Consider the following 17,522-nt stretch of genomic DNA (forward strand, 5'->3'; position numbering starts at 1 on the left):
CACGCCCTCCTCCCTGCGCCTGTTGGGACTTATGACAGCCACTCATCCAAATGTTTTTGGACAAACCAATCGTCATTCAGCTCCGGGTACTCCCGGTACACGCGGTCAATCTCCTCCATCTGGCCTTCCGACAGTTCTTCATCCGGCCGCAGGCACCATCGCCCCGCCAGCAGCCCCTGCCGCCGCAGCACTTCGTGGATGCCGGGGATGCACCCGGCAAAGTGATGTGCGGGGTCGAAAAAGGCGGCATTGGCGTCCGTAACGGCGATGCCGCGGACCAGCAGCTCTGCCGGAATCATCCCGCTCTCCCTCGCCCGCTTGATCTCGTCGAGCAGCCTCACAGCCGCATGCGTCCAGACCGCCCAGTGGCCGAGCAGCCCCCCGACGATCCGTTTTTCCACCGGCTTTCCGTCCACCCAAACCCGATAGATCGTCAGCAGATCGGCGACGATGTTGTCGTCGTTGCCCGTGTACAGGGCAATGTCGTCACGGCGGCTGGATTGGCAGACGGCCCGCACGACATCGAGCGTCTGGTACCGGTTGAACGGGGCGATCTTCACCGCCATGACGCCGGGAATCTCGGCAAACTCCCGCCAAAACGCGGCGCTCAGCACCCGTCCCCCGACTGCGGGCTGCAGGTAAAAGCCAAACACCGGGATTACTTTGGCGATCTCCTCGGTTCGCCGCAGCAGGTCCGCTTCACTCCAGTCGTGAAGCCCTCCCATGCTGACCAGCCCCAGATCGTAGCCCAGTTTGGCCGCCAATTCCGCTTCGTGCAGCGCCTGTGCGGTGGGGCCGCAAATGCCTGCTACCTTGATGAACGAGTCGGTTTTTCCCGCCCGCTCCACTTCCTCGGCAGCGAGACGCAGCACCGGTTCCAGCAGATTGATCTCCCGGTCCCTGATCTCAAACTGGGTCGTGTGGACTCCCACGGCCACTCCACCGGCTCCGGCAGCCAGATAGTATCGCGTCAGCCCGCGCTGCCGCCGTTCGTCCAGCTTGCGTGAGGCATCGAGCGCGAGCGGGTGGGCCGGAATCACCACCCCTTCGTACAGGTTTTTGGCGACAGCCGGACGAAGCCCTTGGACCACCTCAAAATTCCCCCTTTCGCTCCTGGAAGCGCGTCGCTTTGTTCAAAATCTCGCCGCCCGCTTCGATCCACTCCACCGTCCAGTCGATCATCTGCTGAAGCGAGACCCGCGGGTACCCGAACAGCCGATGGGCTTCAGACGCATTGCTCAGGAGGGCGGTATCCTGCTCCTCGTTCACGAAGATGGGATCGACCCCAAAGCGCTTGGCGAACTGTTCAGCCAGCCAGCGTACGGAAATCGTTTCCGGACCGGTTACGTTCAGGATGCGAGGAGGCGTGTCGCACAGGGCGAGCGAGCGGATCGCCATTTCGTTGGCGTCCCCCTGCCAGATGACGTTGACGTGCCCCATGCTCAAATCAATCGGCTGCCGCTCGCGGACGGCTGAGGCTACTTCCAGCAGGACCCCGTATCTCATGTCTATCGCATAATTGAGCCGAAAATGCAGCATGGGGATGTTGTAAACGGTTGAAAAATAGGAGAAAATCCGCTCCCGGCCCAGGCACGACTGCGCGTATTCGCCCACCGGCGCAACCGGCGTCTCCTCGGTGGCTCCTCCCCCTTTGACCGGCATGAGCGGATACACGTTCCCCGTCGAATAGGAGACGATCCGCGAGTGGCGAAACGCTTCCGCTACCCGGCCCGGCAGGTAGGCATTCATCGCCCAGGTATACGGCTCTCGGCCAGTCGTGCCAAACTTTTGGCCGGCCATGTAGATGACATTCTCCGCCTTGGGCAGCTGCTGAAGCTGTTGGTCGTCCAGCAAATCGGCCGATATCGTTTCAATCCCGGCTGCCTCCAGCTTGGATCGGAGCGTCCCGGAGGAAAAACGGGAAACGCCAATCACCCGCTGCTTCCCTCCTGCCGCCCTGATCGCGTTTTTCGCCAACATGGCCAAACTGGGTCCCATCTTGCCGCCGACGCCGAGGATGATCAGATCCCCGTCCAGTTGGGATACCGCTCGAACCAAATCGTCTGAAGGTTCTGTCATTTTCCGTTCCAATTCTTCCACTGTCTTCATGCGTTCACCCCGATTTACGTGTTCTTCCTGCGAATGTTCTACTACACAGCGCTGTAGGTTTATTGTAAGAAGGGGGACGTAGAACAGACAAGGACGAAAACGCGTCTGAAATTCGGGGTGGACAGCGGCAGGAAAATCCCTATGACGTAATTGCCCACTATTTTTTTACCATTCTGAATACGACAAAAATCATTGACGAATCAAGCAAATCAGGCTACAGTACCCCTATCTCACTTAAACGCACAAAAGCACAAAAGCCGTAAAGCCAAAAAGCGGAAACGTGCATACATTCCACTTTGTACAAGGAGTATGACTATTGATGAACAAATCGTTGTCGTTTGCGCAAAGCGCATCGGTGCTGGCTGCCGTCGTTGCCGTGCTGTTTCCCGCCATGTTCTGGGGAAAAGCCGAGCCGCACATGCCGCTGTTGGCCGCGACCGTGGCCTCCACGGTTCTGCTGCGCCTGTACGGCATCAGGTGGAGCCGTATGGAGGAAGGCCTGGTGAAAGGGGTGCAGTCAGCCGTCGCGCCGATGCTGCTTCTCGCGCTGATCGGCATCCTGATCGGGGTATGGATGATGAGCGGAACGATTCCGACCATCCTGTACTACGGGATCGCCATCATCCAGCCGCAGTATTTTGCGCTGAGCGCCCTGTTCCTGACGCTCGTCATCTCTACCGTAACCGCAAGCTCGTTCACCACGGTCAGCACGGTCGGCGTCGCGATGATGGGTGTCTCCACCGCCCTGGGGATGGACCCGCTCGTAACGGCAGGTGCCGTCATCTGCGGCGCTTGTTTTGGGGACAAAATGTCGCCATTGTCCGACACGACCAACATTGCCGCCGGAGTGACGGACGTGCCATTGACGACGCATATTCGCTTCATGACGCGGACGACCGTCCCCGCATTTGCCATTACCGTGCTGTTCTTTGCTCTGCAGGGACAGACAGCGCCTGTCGACCTGCAGGGAATTTACGCCATCCGGCAGGAACTGGAGCAGCACTTTACCATCTCGGCCCTGACCCTGCTGCCGGCGTTGGCTGTGCTCTTCTGCTCCGCCATGCGCATACCGATCATGCCGACGCTGGTTACGGGCATTGCCGGCGGGATCGCGGTCGCTGCGCTGCTGCAGGGCGTGACCTCGCCGGCCGAGTGGCTGAATGTGATGCAAAATGGGTTTCACGCCTCGTTTTCCAATGACATTGTCGCCTCGATCGTCAACCGCGGCGGCCTGATGTCGATGACCTGGTCGCTCTCTCTGATCCTGATCGCTCTCTCGCTGGGCGGTCTGCTGCACCACAGCGGCGTGTTTGATGGCCTGTTTCGCTCGCTGATGCAACGGATCAAGCGAGACAGCGGGCTGGTCGGGCTGGCCGGAACCTCCTCCATTCTGGTCAACGCGCTGACCGGTGAGCAGTACCTCTCCATCCTGCTGCCTGGCCAGATGTTTCGGGAGACCTTTGCCCGCAGGGGGATGGAGCTCAAGCGTCTCTCTCGCACCCTGGAGGACTGCGGCACGCTGGTCAATCCCCTCATTCCCTGGGGCGTGAGCGGCGCGTTTTTCACCAACATGCTGCACGTATCAACGGTTGAATACCTTCCGTACGCCCTGTTTTTGTGGCTGTCGCCGCTGTTTACCTTTATCTACGCCTGGTTCCGCCGCTAAAGCACTACGCCGAACCGTACACCGTGGTACAGTTTTTCCCGTTGTGCTTGGAGCGGTAGAGCGCTTCGTCTGCCGCCCGCTTCAACCCGTCTGCCGTGTCGGCGTGCTGGGGATAACATGCGATTCCCACGCTGACCGATACCGGAATGACCTGCTCTTCGCAAACCAGCGGGTGCAGGCGCAGGTACTCCCGGACAGCGCCCACTTTGGCCATCGCTTCGTCCAGCGTCGCCCGCGGGGACAGCAGCATGAACTCGTCTCCGGCGTAGCGGTAGACGCTGTCTTCCAGTGCGGCGCTCTGTTTTAACGCCTCGGCGATGCGCCGAATCAGCGCGTCGCCCAGGTGATGGCCGTACTGGTCGTTCACCGCTTTCAGATGGTCGGAGTCGAACATGATCAGCGCGACGGAGGGCGGCTGGCTCTCTAGAAGCTGCTCCAGATCGCGGTGAAAGGCGCGGTAGTTCAGAATGCCGCTCAGCTCGTCCCGGAACGACATCTGGTACATCCGATCGTACAGCCTGGCGTTTTCGATCGCGCTGGCCACCTGAAAGCCGATGATGGCGAGCAGCTCCTCGTGCTCCTTTTTGTAGGCAAATTCGCGGTACGACTGGGCGGAGATCACCCCTTTGATCTGGTTGTCCAGCATCAGCGGCACAAAAATGCAGGCATTGGTGTCGTTGTCGGGGTTGCCCCACCGCACGGACGCCCCTTCCGCCTCATCATCCGACGTCTGCAGATGGACGGTTTGCCGGGTGGCGAGCACTTTGGAAATCAAACCTTTTCCGTAGGGGAGGGTGATCGGACCGTAGTTCACCCCGCTGTCGATGCAAAGCGGAATGCGGATCTCGTTGTCCCCTTCATCGTAAAAGGCGATCAGGAAGGCGTCTGTGGGCATGACCCGGGAGACCAGTTCAAAGGCCTTCCACAGAATCTTTTCTTCCTCAAAGGTCTTGGCAAAGATGTGGCTGAGGTCGTGGATAATTTTTAAATGTTCTGACAACCACAGCAGATGTGTCACTTTTTCATGCAGGGTGACAATTCCCTCCAGCAGTTGTTTGTGACCGATGTATTCAGGCTCCGGGAGATCCCCGGCAAGTTGGCGGGAGAGCGCATCCACTTCCTCGCGGTCCACCTGTTCGATCCGGTGCAGCCACTGGCTGTACCGTTTCAGCAGGTGCAGCGTGTACTCTTCCCTGGTCGATGGTTCTTCACGCATGTACAACCCTCCAGCACCTTCGAGCGTTGATCCTGTTGGCGCTTCGCCGCCGACTGCGCTTTCCCTATCGCTTTCTCTCGTGATAACGGTCGACTGCGGCGCGAATCGCCTGCAGCACCGCTCCCTGACCAGGCGCCAGGAAACGTTCCTGCACCTCCTGCACAATCTCCGCCATCCCGTTCGCGACTGATTTTCCTCTCAACAGCGAGGCGAGAAAGTCGCTCGTTTTCTCCATGACAAACGTAAAGCTGGCATCGCAGATGACATCGTCTTCCACGTCGATGATCAGCACACATCCCACCATCGTGGACAATTCGTACAAGGTCGTCCCCTTGGGTATTTGGGCAAAGCCTGCCGTCAACACGGTCCGCCTGTCCGTCCAGTCCGCCATCCGATTCATCCTCCCTGCTCATTGTTGGAATAGAACCCTTCGTCCGATCCGCTCCCTTGTTTGACGGACGAGAAAACGGCTACCCCTTCAAGGCAATAGCCTGTGCCGAATTTTATTGTTATGTACAACCAATTTTACCCTATTCCATCTGTTGTTTCCATCCTCTGGTCGATGGGTCAGATACATATACCGACGCCTCCCCCACAACAAAGCAAGGCGCAGGCGATCCGTGTCACCGGACCGGCCTGCGCCGCTGTCTCGTGTGTCTATTTCTTCGCTTGATCAATGGCGTTCCGCACCTTGCCGCCTGCCTGGCGCAGCCGCTCCGCCGCTTCCGCCGCCGACAGGCCGGCGAGCTTCATCACGATCGCCACGCGGGCGTCTCCGCCGGCTTCGGCGATCAACTGCTCCGCTTCGGCGTAGCTGACGCCGGCTGCCTGCATGACAATGTGCTTGGCCCGCTCCCGCAGCTTGTGGTTGGTCGCCTGTACGTTGACCATCAGGTTGCCGTACACTTTGCCCAGGTGGACCATGCTGGCCGTCGTCAGCATGTTCAGCACCATCTTGGTGGCGCTCCCCGCCTTCAGCCGCGTCGATCCGGTCACCACTTCCGGGCCGACGACGATGTTGATCGAGACGTCCACGCCCTGGCTGATGTCGGGATCGGGATTGCAGGAGAGGGAGACGGTGGCCGCCCCCCGCGCCTTGGCTTCTTCCAGCGCGCCGATCACGTACGGCGTTCGACCGCTGGCGGCTATGCCCACCACTACGTCACCGGCGCGGACGCCGCACCGGCGGACGTCTTCTTTTCCCAACTCCGGCGAGTCTTCCGCCCCTTCGATCGCTTCCTTCAACGCTGCTTCCCCGCCGGCGATGATTCCCTGCACCATTTGCGGATCAGTGCCAAAGGTGGGCGGACACTCCGCAGCATCCAGCACCCCCAGCCGGCCGCTTGTGCCGGCGCCGAAGTAAAAGAGGCGCCCTCCTGCTTCCAGGGCGGCGGCGATCATGTCCACAGCCCGTGCCACCTCGGGCAGAACACACTGTACGGCGTGCGCCACCTTTTTGTCCTCTTCGTTCATCAGCGTCACGATTTCCAGGCTGGACATCTGATCCAGCGACTCGCTCGCCTGGTTGCGCATCTCCGTTGTGAGCTCAAACAAGTTCTCCCCCATTGGCTTCCCCCTCTGGATGGTATCGGCACAGATTTTTCCTGACTGCTGCATTGACTGACAGGCCTGCCCGCCTCAGCGCCTCGGCCAGACAACCGGTCACCGGCGGCGCATCCGGCAGGACCGCCTCAAACCGGGCCATCTGCAGCACGGCGCGGCGCAGCATCGTATCAGATGCCAACAACCCGCCCGCCAGCACTACGGGCAGCCGCTCTCCAGCCTTGGCCCGACACGCCTCCGCCAGCTCCACGAGCGAAGCGGCTGCCTGCCGCACCAGCCGTCCGGCCACCTCGTCTCCTGCGGCAGCCGCCCGGTCCACCAGGATGGCCGCCCCGGCCAATTCCCTGCGCGGATTGGGCGATCCGTACAATCGAGCGATCAGTTGGTCGGGCGCCTCCACCCCGTAGTGCGACACCAGCATCCCGGTCAGCGCCGTCGGGTCGCCGCGGCCGTCAAACGCCCGGAGCACAGCCGCCACCGCCTGCCGGCCCAGGTCATAGCCGCTTCCCTCGTCGCCGACCAGATATCCCCAGCCTCCGACGCGATGCCGGCTCCCATCCGCCGTCAGCGCGTAGGCGATGGAACCGGTGCCGGCAATCAGCACGATGCCCGGTTCGCCCCAGGTGCCGGAGTAGAGTGCGGCCACGGCATCGTTGTCGATCTGCAGCCGCTCTCCCCACTCCGCTCGAAACGCGTTGGCAATCTGCGTCTGCACCTGCGGCCGGTCGGCACCGGCCAATCCGAAAAACAGCCCTTCCACCTCGTGTGCCGCCGCACCCGCCTGTTGGAAACAGTCGCGCAGCAACGCGCGCAGCGTCTCCTCCACCTCCGGCCAGGGGCGCGACAGCGGATTGCTTCCCTCTCCCATCGCCAGGGCGACGATCTGCCCGTCCGCACCGCAGACAGCCGCCGTAGTCTTGCTCCCGCCGCCGTCGATGCCGACAAACCAGCGCCGCTGTTCACTTGACCGCACCGGCTGTCAACCCCTCCATGAACTGCCTGGACGCCAGGAGAAACACGACGATCATCGGCAGGGCGGAGAGCGTCAGGCCGGCAAACAGCAGGCTCCAGTCCGTCTCGTACTCGCCGAACAGCACCATCATCCCCACCGGGATCGTCTTCAGCGTCTCTTCCTGGATGAAGATCAGCGGAAAAAAGAAATCGTTCCAGGCGCTGATAAAATTGATGATCACCACGGTCCCGAGCGCGGGCCGAATCAGCGGCAGCAGCACCCGCCACAGGATTTGAAAGTGGCTGCAGCCGTCGATTCGGGCGGCCTCCTCCAGTTCCACCGGCAGCGTGCGGAAAAAGCCGGTGAGGATGAACACGGAGATCGGGATGCCGCTCGCCGTGTATATCACAATCAGCGACCAGAGGGAGTTTAACAGCCCCAGCTTTTTCATCAGCATGAACAGCGGCACAATCCCCAGCTTGATCGGGATCATCAAGCCGATCAGAAAGAAGAAGTACAGCACCCCTGTCCAGCGGAACGAGAACCGGGCCAGATAATAGGCGGCCATTGCCGAAACGAGGGCGATCAGCACGACCGAGGCGACGCTGACAACGATGCTGTTCCAAAAAAAGTGGCCAAACGGCACTGCCTCCCACAGCTTGCGGTACGTCTCCAGGCTGAACGAGCGGGGCAGCGAGAGCGGATTAGAAAAAATCTCCACATTGGTTTTAAACGACGAGACGATCATCAGCACAATCGGGTACGTCGCCACCAGCGCAAACAGATAGGCGAACACATACTGCAGCGACCGGACGCCCACGCCAGTTTTCACAAGACTGCTCCTCCTTTCCGCTCCGTCAGTGCTGCACTTCCCGTTTCCGCATCAGGTAGAGAGAGAGGGCTGAGACGGATGCGACGATGAAAAAGATGACGATGGCTAGCGCCGAGCCCAGACCAATGGAGATGTCTCCGGCGCCTCCCGCCCCGCTGAACGCCAACCGGTAAAAGTAGACGGCCAGCGTGTCGGTGGAATAATACGGTTCGCCCATCGACCCCTGCATGGCGTACACCAGTTCAAACGCTTCGAACGCCTGGATGAAGGTAAAGATCGTCATGATCGTGATCGAAGGCATGCAGAGCGGAAGAATGATCTTCACCAGCATGCGAAGGCCGCTCGCCCCGTCCAAGCGGGCCGCCTCGATCAGCTCCTCGGGAATGGACTGCAGCCCGGCGAGGAAGATCAGCACCGCAAACCCGATGCCAAACCAGCAGTTGACGAGAATGATCGCCAACAAGGCGGTATCCGGGTCTCCCAGCCAGGGCCTGGCCCACTCCGAAAGGCCCAGCTTGTGCAACAAGGTATTGAGCGCCCCGTAGTTGGGGTTGAGAATCAGTTTCCACAAAAAGCCGACCACGATGACGGACAAGAGACGAGGGAGGAAATAGGCCACCTTGAGGAAGCCGGCTCCCCTGAGCTTGCGGTAGATGAGAAAGGCGAGCACAAAGGCGATGCCGTTTTGCACAATCATCTCGACCACGAAGTAGATGACGTTGTGGCCAAACGCATTCCAGAACATTTCCTGAAACGGCTCCACCCGAAACAGCGTGATGAAGTTTTTCAGGCCGACGTAGGCGCCTCTGGAAATGCCCTCCCACTCGTACAAGCTGTAGGTGAAGGCAGACACGATCGGGTAGACGACAAACAATGTGTAAATCACGAGTGCCGGAAGGGGAAACAGGTGGACGAGCCACCGCGCTTTTCCCTTTGAACGGGCAGCCCGTGTCTTTGCTATGCTCATGTTCACCCACCCCCTGATGAGGGCGGCGGAGCGGAAACAAGCACGCTCTCACCCCGCCGCCATTTTCCACAAATGTCTACTTCTTGAAAGCGGGGAACCATTTTTCCGCTGAATTCTGCACCTCTTGCGCCACCTGCTCCGGCGTCAATTTGCCGAGGTACATGCCCTGCAGGGCGTTCTCCAGCGTCTTTTTCGTCGACGGATTCCCTTCCGCAAAATGGACCACCATCAGATACGGCGTGGCGATGCTCTGCGACATCTCCGCCATCTTGTTCACCAGCGGGTCGTCGGTGCTCACTCCGGGCACGGCGCTGATCCGTTTGAACTCGCTTGCAAACAGCTCGCCGAATTTTTTCGTCGTCATAAACTCCAAAAACTTCAGCGCCTCCTGTTTGTGTTTGGACTTGGCGTTGACTGCGTACGAGCCGTCCACCCAGGTGGTCAAAACGTTGCTGCCGTCATCCGTCGGCATCGGGAAGAAATCGATCGGCAGATCCGGGTTCATCTTTTTCAGCCCTTCCAGCTCAAAGCTGCCATTGATGAACATGGCCGCCTTTTCCGTGAAAAACATCGTGCGGATGTCGTTCAGTTCCAGGCCGACGAAATTTTCCGGGAAATAAGGGACCAGCTCCTGCATCCGCTGCAGCGATTTGACAAACTCAGGGCTGGTGAAGGTACTCTCCCCTTTCAGCAGCTTGTCAACAAACGCGTTGCCGTTGTAGGTTCCCGGTGCAATCACGCCGTGGCTGAGTGAGAGCAGCCATCCTTCCTTGGCGCCAAACGCGAATGGCACCACGCCGTTTTCCTTCAGTGTTTTGGCTGTGGCGATCAGTTCGTCCCAGCTTTTCGGCTCCTTTAACCCGTACTGGTCGAAGATTTTTTTGTTGTAGTAAATCTGCGTCGAGTTGAGCGAGAGCGGGACGCCGTATATCTTGCCGTCTTTGCCTGTGGCAGCGGCCAGGACGTCCTGGGGAAACTCGCGTATGCCGGGCAGATTGTCAAGCGGCTCCAAATGGCCCGCCTCCGCCAGCGAGATGCCGGGCGCGTAGGGCCGAAGCTGCAGGATGTCGGGGCCGCTGTCACTCTGCAGGGCCGTGTTCAGGATCGTGTCGTACTCCGTGGCCTTGAGCGGCTTGAAGTCGATCTTGATGCCGGGGTTCTCTGCTTCAAATGCCTGGATGATCTTCTTGTACCCCTCCGTGTCCTCAACGCGCCAACTGTTCATGGTGAGCGTCACCTGCGCGGAGCCGCCCTGCCCTCCCTGCTCGCCCGACGGTTTGGTCGTCTCTGCTCCGCCGCTGCATCCGGCCAGGGCCATCGTGGCGGCCAGCACAACCGAAGCGGCTGTGTGCAAACAGAACCTCTTCATGCTCCAACTTCCCCCTTTTGTACACTTGACTGCAATTTATGTCAGGTCCGGCATGAGCCGGGCCGTGACGGCATCGTGCAGGATCGGCCGCAAACGCCTGAGCGCGTGATCGCGGCCAAGATGGACGGCATTGGTGAGGAAAATGACGGCCCATCCGCGCTCCGGATCGATCCACATGCTGGTCCCGGTAAACCCGGTGTGGCCGAAGCTGTTCCGGCTGAATCCACTGCCGCAGCTCAGCCTCTCACCGGCGCAGTTCACCTCCCAGCCCAAGCCCCTCGCTCCTCCCTTGCCCTCCGTGCGGCAGCGTACGGCCTGCTCCCTCCATTTGGGGGTGATCGGCGCCGGATCGCTGCCCAGCCACATCATGGCATAGCGGCACAGGTCGTCGGCGGTGGCAAACAAGCCGGCATGACCGGCTACTCCTCCCATCGCGTACGCTTTTTCGTCGTGCACCTCACCGGTGAGGAAGCCGTTGGTCAAGCGGCACCACTCTGTAGACGCAATATTGCGAAAAATTTTCCGATCCGGACGGAAGCAGGTGTGCCGCATGCCCAGCGGATCAAACAGGCGCCGCTTGACATAACGGTCCAGCGGCTCTCCGGTCAGCTTCTCCACGAGCAGCCCCAGCCAGATCATCCCCAGGTCGCTGTACACCACGCGTTCGCCGGGCGGATGCAGCAGCGGCAGCGCGTACAACGTCTCCGGCAGCGGAATGTGAGCGTCCCTGCGCCGTTTTTCCGTGTCGGCAGCCAATCCCGCCGTATGCGTCAGGAGCTGCTCGATGGTGATATCCCGCTTGTCGGCCGGACAGTCGGGAAAGAAGCAGCCTACGGGATCGTCCAGGGCGAGCCGCCCCTCCTGCAGCAGCAGCAGAACGGCAGGCAAGGTGGCTGTCACTTTCGTCAGCGAAGCGAGGTCGAACAGCGTATCCGGCGTCACCGGCTGTCCGTCCGGCAGACTGGTCCGGCCCACGTCACAGGCGAAGAGGAGGCCGCGCCTGTTGACGACCCGCAAGGCGGCCCCTGGTATCAACCCCTGCTCCACCCATTCCTCCAGCAGCCGCTTGACGCTTTCCATCTTCGCTTCCTCCTCTACGACCGCTTGGTCCGGCTCACGGCCAGGCGCGTTTTTTCCAGCAGCGGGATCACTTCCTGATGCCTTCTGGAGACCATGGCGATAAACACAATGTCGATCACGTTCAACTGGGCGATCCGGGAGGCCATGGCGCCGCTGCGGATACTCTTTTCGACCGAACTGGTGAACAGTCGGATGTCGGCCAGCTCGGCGACGGGAGACGGCCCAAATTTGGTCAGGGTGATGATGGTCGCCCCCTGCTGTTTCGCCTCCGTCAGCGACTGAATGATGTCTTCCGTCTGTCCCGAGTAGGAGATGCCGATTGCCACGTCCCGCTCCGTCAGGTTGACGGCCGACGTGAGCTGGGCGTGAAAGTCGGAATACGCTTCGCACCAGAGGTTGATCCGGGAAAACTTTTGCTTGATGTCCTCCGCGATCACGGCAGAAGCGCCTACTCCGTACACGTCGATCTTGCGGGCCCGGGACAGCGCTTCGGCCGCCCGCTCCACCTCTTCGGCTGATAGGACGGAAAGCGTGTCCTTGATCGACTGGATGTTGTTCCAACTGATCGCCTGCATGATCGAGTCCACGCTGCCCTCCATCATGATTTCCTGGTAGCTGTCCGACTCCGACTGCTTGTTCAGATCCCCGGCGATTCTCAGCTTTAATTCCTGGTATCCCTTCATGTTCAGCGTCCGCGCCAGGCGAATGATCGTCGCTTCCGAAACGCCGCTCAACTCCGCCAGCTTCTGGACCGACAGCTTTACCACCTCATGCGGATGGGCGAGAATAAAATCGGCCACTTTTCGTTCGGACGGCTTCAATTCTTCCAACATTGCTTGCAGACTGACAAGACCTCCGCTCAGCATCCCGACACCACTTCCTACCAAAACTTCCCTTTTATTTTATGTAATTTTATTTCTAGAGTCAATCGCTGTTTATTAAACAATATTACAACAACGGCAAAAAAATGTCCGTTGGAAAGGGGCAACACTCGAAGACGTTGTCGTTTTGGACTTCCTAAAAAACTTGATGAAGGCATGCGTCTACATCCAAAAGGGGATAAGCAGGCTGACCTATATTATGACAAAGGGGCAAAGCATTTGTTTGGAATGGATGAAATTACTGCACATGCGAGCAGGTTTACTTTTTTGTTATATCAATTGTAATATATAGGTGGAAATTTACATAATGAGGAAGATAGAAAAAACACTAAGGGAGGTATTAATGTGGAATTTTATTACTTAGGAATACTGATGATCCTATTCGTTCTTGCCATATACAATTTCTTAGAAGCTATTAAATGGATTGTCGAGAAAAATGAGAAGGAATATAATAAACGAAGAATAGTTTCTATAGTAAGTTTCGTTATTTTTATGATTATCTATATTCTTTCATTCAAATTAAAATAAACCTGAAACTATCGCTAAAAAACAAAAATCATGGTTGTCGAGAAATTCTCGACAACCTGTTACAAATGAAATCGGTCATATAAGCTAATAGTATAAAAAATATGTTCAGCATAAACGTAAATATAGCCGGGTCTGTCAATGATTTTGTGTAAACTCCAATAGCCGTTAGGCTCAGCGGAGATATGGTTGAACTCGCTCCGGAAACTGAACGGACAGTTGTAACAGAATTTGGCCCCAGTTCTGAACTCTCCCCGTCCACTTTCGTAACACATCCATGGTTGCCAGGTAGAGCATTTTGAGCAGGGCTTCGTCTGTAGGGAAAATGGCTTTTCCTTTGGTGACTTTTCTCAGTTGGCGATGGTAGCTCTCAATGACATTGGTTGTGTAGATCAGTTTGCGAATTTCGGGTGAGTACTTGAAGAAGGTGGAGATTTCCGCCCAGTTCGTACGCCAGGAACGGACAATAAGGGGGTACTTTTGTCCCCACGTCTGCTCGAATTGATTCAGTTCTTCCAAGGCGGCCTCTTCCGTGGCCGCTTTATAAATCGGCTGCAGGGCCGACGTGATCTTCTTGATGTCTTTGTAGGAAACGTATTTGATCGAGTTGCGAATCTGGTGGATGATGCACTTCTGGATTTCCGTGATGGGATAGCAAGCGGAAATGGCCTCGGAGAAGCCGCGAAGATTGTCCACACAGGTAATGAGGATGTCTTGCACGCCCCGGTTTTTCAACTCGTTTACGACATGAAGCCAGAACTTTGCCGATTCATTTTCCCCGATCCAGATGCCAAGTACATCTTTGTGGCCTTCCAAGTCAATGCCAATGGCCATGTAGGCGGCTTTGTTGACGATGGCACCGTCTTGTTTCACCTTGAAGTGAATGGCATCCAGGAACACGACCGCATATACCGCCTGCAAAGGACGGTTTTGCCATTCTTTGATCAGCGGGACGATCTTGTTGGTCACGTTGGAGATGAGGGTAGGAGAAACCTCGATGCCGTAGAGCTGCTGCAGGTGATCCTGAATGTCGCGGGTAGAAACACCCTTGGCATACATGGCAATGATTTGGTCTTCGATACCCGTCACGTTCGTTTGGTTCTTTTTGACGATGGTCGGCTCAAACTCACCGGCCCGGTCACGCGGAACCTGAATGTCCACATCGCCGTACTCGGAACGCACCTTTTTCTTGCTGTAGCCGTTCCGGCTGTTGGTGGTTTTCTTGTTTTTCGTGTCGTGCTTGGCGTAGCCAAGAGATGTCTCCAGTTCGGCTTCCAGCATCTCTTGAAGGGTGTCGGCAAACAACTCCTTCAGGGCCGATTGGACGTCTTCCACCGATTGCATGTTCTTTTCCTTGATCCACTGCTTGAGTTGCTCTTTGGTCATCAGGCTCATGGGCTCTCCCAACCTTTCTTAGAATTCATTGTACTCTATTTTGAAGGTTAGGAGTTTACACAAAATAGTTTATAGACTCATATAGCCCGTGATGCCGTGAATCTACCGTTCCTCAAGTCCCCTATGCGTTGCATCATTTCCAACCTGCCTCAAATGAAGCTTTTCTATCACCCCAGCACTGAAATGCCTATCTCGCGAATCCGCATCAGTCATGTTTGTAAAACATCGGGAAATCATTCCATGTATTGCATTTTTAGCAGGGTACATAGAACATAGACAATCCTCCATGAAAATTTTCGGGACAGTAACAAAAGGGATATCATACGATGAGTTTTCTCCGCCTCTTGACCTTTCCGCAACGGCAACCCTTACGCTCAAAGCGACACCATCATCATTACGTGGAGGGGAGTCCAGATGAAGACGACACTGCTCAAAGGCTGCACGATTCTGACGATGCGGGAGGGAGAGCAACCGTTTGCGGGGGACATCCTGATCGAGGGCGAGCGGATCGCCGGCGTCGCCCCCGTCATCGACCGTGAGGCAGACGAGGTGATTGACGCCAGGGGAATGGCGGCGATGCCCGGCCTGATCAACGCCCACAACCACGCCGCCATGTGCCTGATGCGCGGCTTTTCCGACGACCTGAAGCTGATGGACTGGCTGGAGAAAAAGATGCTGCCCGCTGAAGCGCGGATGACGGAAGAGGACATCTACTGGGGCACGCTGCTCGCCGCAGCGGAGATGATCCGCTCCGGCACGACCGCGTTTGCCGACATGTATGTCTGCATGGACGCGGTGGGACAGGCGGTGCTGGACAGCGGGATGCGGGCCTCGCTCACCCGGGGTCTGGTCTTTCTCCAGGATGACGGAGGCAAGCGGATGCAGGAAGGGATCGACCTGGTGGAAAAGTGGTCTGGTGCTGGCGATGGACGCATCACCACGATGTTTGGCCCGCACGCCCCCTATACCTGCCCGCCCGAACCGCTGCGGGAGGTGATCGCACTGGCTCGGGAGCGGCGCGTGCCCATCCACATCCACCTGGCCGAAACGATCGAGGAGACGGTCAAGCTCCGCGACAAGTACGGACAGACCCCGACCGAATACCTGTACCAGCTCGGCCTGTTCGACCACCATCATGTCCTCTTGGCCCACGCCGTCCACCTGACACGCCGAGACATCGGCTACCTGCGCGGCATGCGCGGCGGCGTCGCCCACAATCCCGTCAGCAACCTAAAGCTGGGCTGCGGAATTGCGCCGGTGACCGATCTGCTGGCGCAAGGCATCACCGTCGGCCTTGGTACGGACGGCGCCGGCAGCGCCACCACGCTGGACATGTTTGCGGAGATCAAAGCGGCCACCTGGCTGCAGAAGCTGGATTACGGCGACCCGACCCGGCTGCCGGCCGAACAGGTGCTGCGCATGGCGACGATCGAAAGCGCCAAACTGCTGGGCATCGACCACGAGGTAGGGACGCTGGAAACGGGCAAAAAGGCAGACCTCATTCTGATCGACCTCGACAAGCCTCACCTGCAGCCTGTCCACAACATCGCCTCGCTGATCGCCTACGGCGCCCAGGGCGGAGACGTCGACACCGTATTCGTCAACGGCCGCATGCTGATGCGGCGGCGTGAACTCCTTACCCTCTCCTGGGAAGAGATCAAAAAACAGGCGGCCAAGCGGGCGGCGAGACTGGTCCAGGGGTTGTGACGAAACGCACGGACGCAAAAATACAAGCCGTGTCCCCCATTGGGAGCACGGCTTGTGTTTCGTATGTGCCACACACTTCTTGGCGGATACAGGTACGCCCGCCGTGATCGCGTGGCAGGAAGCATCAGTCATGTTCCTGGTCGTTCTCATCCGGATGTTTCTGTTCCTTGCCGCCAGAAGAGAGGCGGCCGGCGCGTCTGGCGGACTCACGAAGCAGAAATTCAATATGGGCATTGACGCTGCGGAATTCATCGGCCGCCCACCGTTCCAGCACCTCGTACAGATGCATGTCAATTCGCAAGGGAAACTGCTTCTTTTTGGCCATATCCCTGTACCAGCATCTGCTCTAGTAGATCGTGCCCGTATTGATGACCGGATGAGCTTCCCGTTCGGATACAATGGCTACCATCAGATTGTTGACCATGGCTGCCTTTCGTTCTTCGTCCAGGTCGATCACGCCGTCTTCCTTGAGCTTGTTGACGGCCATTTGAACCATGCCGACAGCCCCTTCCACGATCTTCTGCCGAGCGGCAATGATCGCGGCTGCCTGCTGCCGCTGCAGCATCGCTCCCGCAATCTCCGTCGCATAGGCCAGATGGGTCAGGCGCGCCTCCAACACCTCAACCCCGGCAACCTGCAGCCGCTGCTGCAGTTCGCGGGCCAGTTCCGCCGCGACCTCATCCGCATTGCCGCGCAGTGAGCTGGCATTGATGTCTTCAAACGTATCGTAGGGATAGCTGCTGGCAATGTGTCGGAGTGCCGTTTCGCTTTGGATTTCCACAAATGTCTCGTAATTGTCTACGTCAAACAAGGCTTTGGCGGAATCAACCACGCGAAACACGACGACGGCCGCAATCTCGATCGGATTTCCTTCCACATCGTTGACCTTCAGCTTAGAGCTGTTGAAGTTGCGAACGCGCAGCGACACCTTTTTACGAATCGTAAACGGCGTTCCCCACCAAAAGCCGCTCCGGCGCACGCTGCCCAAGTATTGGCCAAAGAAGATGAGCACCTTTGCTTCATTGGGCTGTACGATGAAGAACCCCGAGATACCCACAGCGACAAGCAGCAGAAAGAGGACGCCGATCAGACTGCCCTCGCTGAGGAAATACAGTCCCAATGCAAAAAGAACGACTTCCAGCAGCAAACCGATAAACCCATTCAGCGCCCACGTCCGTTTTTCCGTCATTTCCGCACGCCCCTTTTTATAATGATTTTAAAGTGATATCATAAGTATATCATTTAGATATGAGAGATGTA

The 17,522-nt window shown here is 57.9% G+C and carries 16 protein-coding genes; 2 read left to right on the forward strand and 14 right to left on the reverse strand.

Translation table 11 applies throughout. The features are described 5' to 3' along the window. Positions 1-29: 29 nt before the first annotated feature. The gene (locus Q7F15_RS15220; RefSeq protein WP_212132291.1) at positions 30-1,091 is read right to left on the reverse strand and encodes a dihydrodipicolinate synthase family protein; all 1,062 of its coding nucleotides are present in this window, start codon (positions 1,089-1,091) and stop codon (positions 30-32) included. A gap of 1 nt (position 1,092) precedes the next feature. After that, the gene (locus tag Q7F15_RS15225) at positions 1,093-2,109 is read right to left on the reverse strand and encodes an NAD-dependent epimerase/dehydratase family protein (protein ID WP_212132292.1); all 1,017 of its coding nucleotides are present in this window, start codon (positions 2,107-2,109) and stop codon (positions 1,093-1,095) included. Between the two features lie 319 nt (positions 2,110-2,428). Here Q7F15_RS15225 and nhaC point away from each other — a divergent pair, with 319 nt between their 5' ends. Next, positions 2,429-3,775, forward strand: coding sequence for a Na+/H+ antiporter NhaC (gene nhaC, locus Q7F15_RS15230; protein ID WP_212132293.1), 1,347 nt, complete (start codon positions 2,429-2,431; stop codon positions 3,773-3,775). Between the two features lie 4 nt (positions 3,776-3,779). On the opposite strand, the gene Q7F15_RS15235 is transcribed toward nhaC, so the two are convergent. The 10 genes from Q7F15_RS15235 to Q7F15_RS15280 form a co-directional block, all read right to left on the reverse strand. Further along, positions 3,780-4,991 (reverse strand): sensor domain-containing diguanylate cyclase, encoded by a 1,212-nt coding sequence (locus Q7F15_RS15235; protein ID WP_212132294.1) that lies wholly within the window; start codon positions 4,989-4,991, stop codon positions 3,780-3,782. Between the two features lie 64 nt (positions 4,992-5,055). After that, entirely contained in the window at positions 5,056-5,382 is a 327-nt protein-coding gene (locus tag Q7F15_RS15240; RefSeq protein WP_171565773.1) for a DUF3870 domain-containing protein, read from the reverse strand. A gap of 266 nt (positions 5,383-5,648) precedes the next feature. Further along, positions 5,649-6,557 carry an N-acetylmuramic acid 6-phosphate etherase gene (murQ, locus tag Q7F15_RS15245; protein WP_171565774.1) on the reverse strand — a complete coding sequence of 303 codons (909 nt, stop codon included), beginning with the start codon at positions 6,555-6,557 and terminating at the stop codon, positions 5,649-5,651. Next, on the reverse strand, positions 6,538-7,527 hold the full coding sequence (locus Q7F15_RS15250) for an N-acetylglucosamine kinase (protein WP_171565775.1): 990 nt from the start codon (positions 7,525-7,527) through the stop codon (positions 6,538-6,540). The genes murQ and Q7F15_RS15250 overlap by 20 nt, the downstream gene beginning before the upstream one ends. Then, entirely contained in the window at positions 7,514-8,338 is an 825-nt protein-coding gene (locus Q7F15_RS15255) for a carbohydrate ABC transporter permease (RefSeq protein ID WP_304414560.1), read from the reverse strand. The genes Q7F15_RS15250 and Q7F15_RS15255 overlap by 14 nt, the downstream gene beginning before the upstream one ends. Before the next feature lie 25 nt (positions 8,339-8,363). Further along, a complete protein-coding gene (locus Q7F15_RS15260) occupies positions 8,364-9,305 on the reverse strand; it encodes a carbohydrate ABC transporter permease (RefSeq protein WP_171565777.1) in 942 nt (313 codons plus the stop codon). A 76-nt stretch (positions 9,306-9,381) separates the two neighbouring features. Next, on the reverse strand, positions 9,382-10,674 hold the full coding sequence (locus Q7F15_RS15265; RefSeq protein ID WP_212132297.1) for an ABC transporter substrate-binding protein: 1,293 nt from the start codon (positions 10,672-10,674) through the stop codon (positions 9,382-9,384). A 36-nt stretch (positions 10,675-10,710) separates the two neighbouring features. Further along, on the reverse strand, positions 10,711-11,754 hold the full coding sequence (locus tag Q7F15_RS15270) for a serine hydrolase domain-containing protein (RefSeq protein WP_304414561.1): 1,044 nt from the start codon (positions 11,752-11,754) through the stop codon (positions 10,711-10,713). 14 nt (positions 11,755-11,768) lie between these two features. Next, positions 11,769-12,620, reverse strand: coding sequence for a MurR/RpiR family transcriptional regulator (locus Q7F15_RS15275; RefSeq protein WP_230076619.1), 852 nt, complete (start codon positions 12,618-12,620; stop codon positions 11,769-11,771). Positions 12,621-13,334: 714 nt separating this feature from the next. Further along, positions 13,335-14,555 (reverse strand): IS256 family transposase, encoded by a 1,221-nt coding sequence (locus Q7F15_RS15280; protein ID WP_230076618.1) that lies wholly within the window; start codon positions 14,553-14,555, stop codon positions 13,335-13,337. Positions 14,556-14,969: 414 nt separating this feature from the next. Between Q7F15_RS15280 and Q7F15_RS15285 the strand changes: the two genes are divergently transcribed. Next, positions 14,970-16,262 carry an amidohydrolase gene (locus Q7F15_RS15285; RefSeq protein ID WP_304414562.1) on the forward strand — a complete coding sequence of 431 codons (1,293 nt, stop codon included), beginning with the start codon at positions 14,970-14,972 and terminating at the stop codon, positions 16,260-16,262. 124 nt (positions 16,263-16,386) lie between these two features. On the opposite strand, the gene Q7F15_RS15290 is transcribed toward Q7F15_RS15285, so the two are convergent. Together Q7F15_RS15290 and Q7F15_RS15295 are read right to left on the reverse strand one after the other, a co-directional pair. Further along, positions 16,387-16,587 (reverse strand): type II toxin-antitoxin system antitoxin, encoded by a 201-nt coding sequence (locus Q7F15_RS15290; protein ID WP_171565782.1) that lies wholly within the window; start codon positions 16,585-16,587, stop codon positions 16,387-16,389. Positions 16,588-16,608: 21 nt separating this feature from the next. After that, positions 16,609-17,451 carry an SPFH domain-containing protein gene (locus Q7F15_RS15295; RefSeq protein WP_304414563.1) on the reverse strand — a complete coding sequence of 281 codons (843 nt, stop codon included), beginning with the start codon at positions 17,449-17,451 and terminating at the stop codon, positions 16,609-16,611. Positions 17,452-17,522 lie beyond the last annotated feature (71 nt).

Source organism: Brevibacillus aydinogluensis, from assembly GCF_961514395.1.
Classification (GTDB): Bacteria; Bacillota; Bacilli; order Brevibacillales; family Brevibacillaceae; genus Brevibacillus; species Brevibacillus aydinogluensis.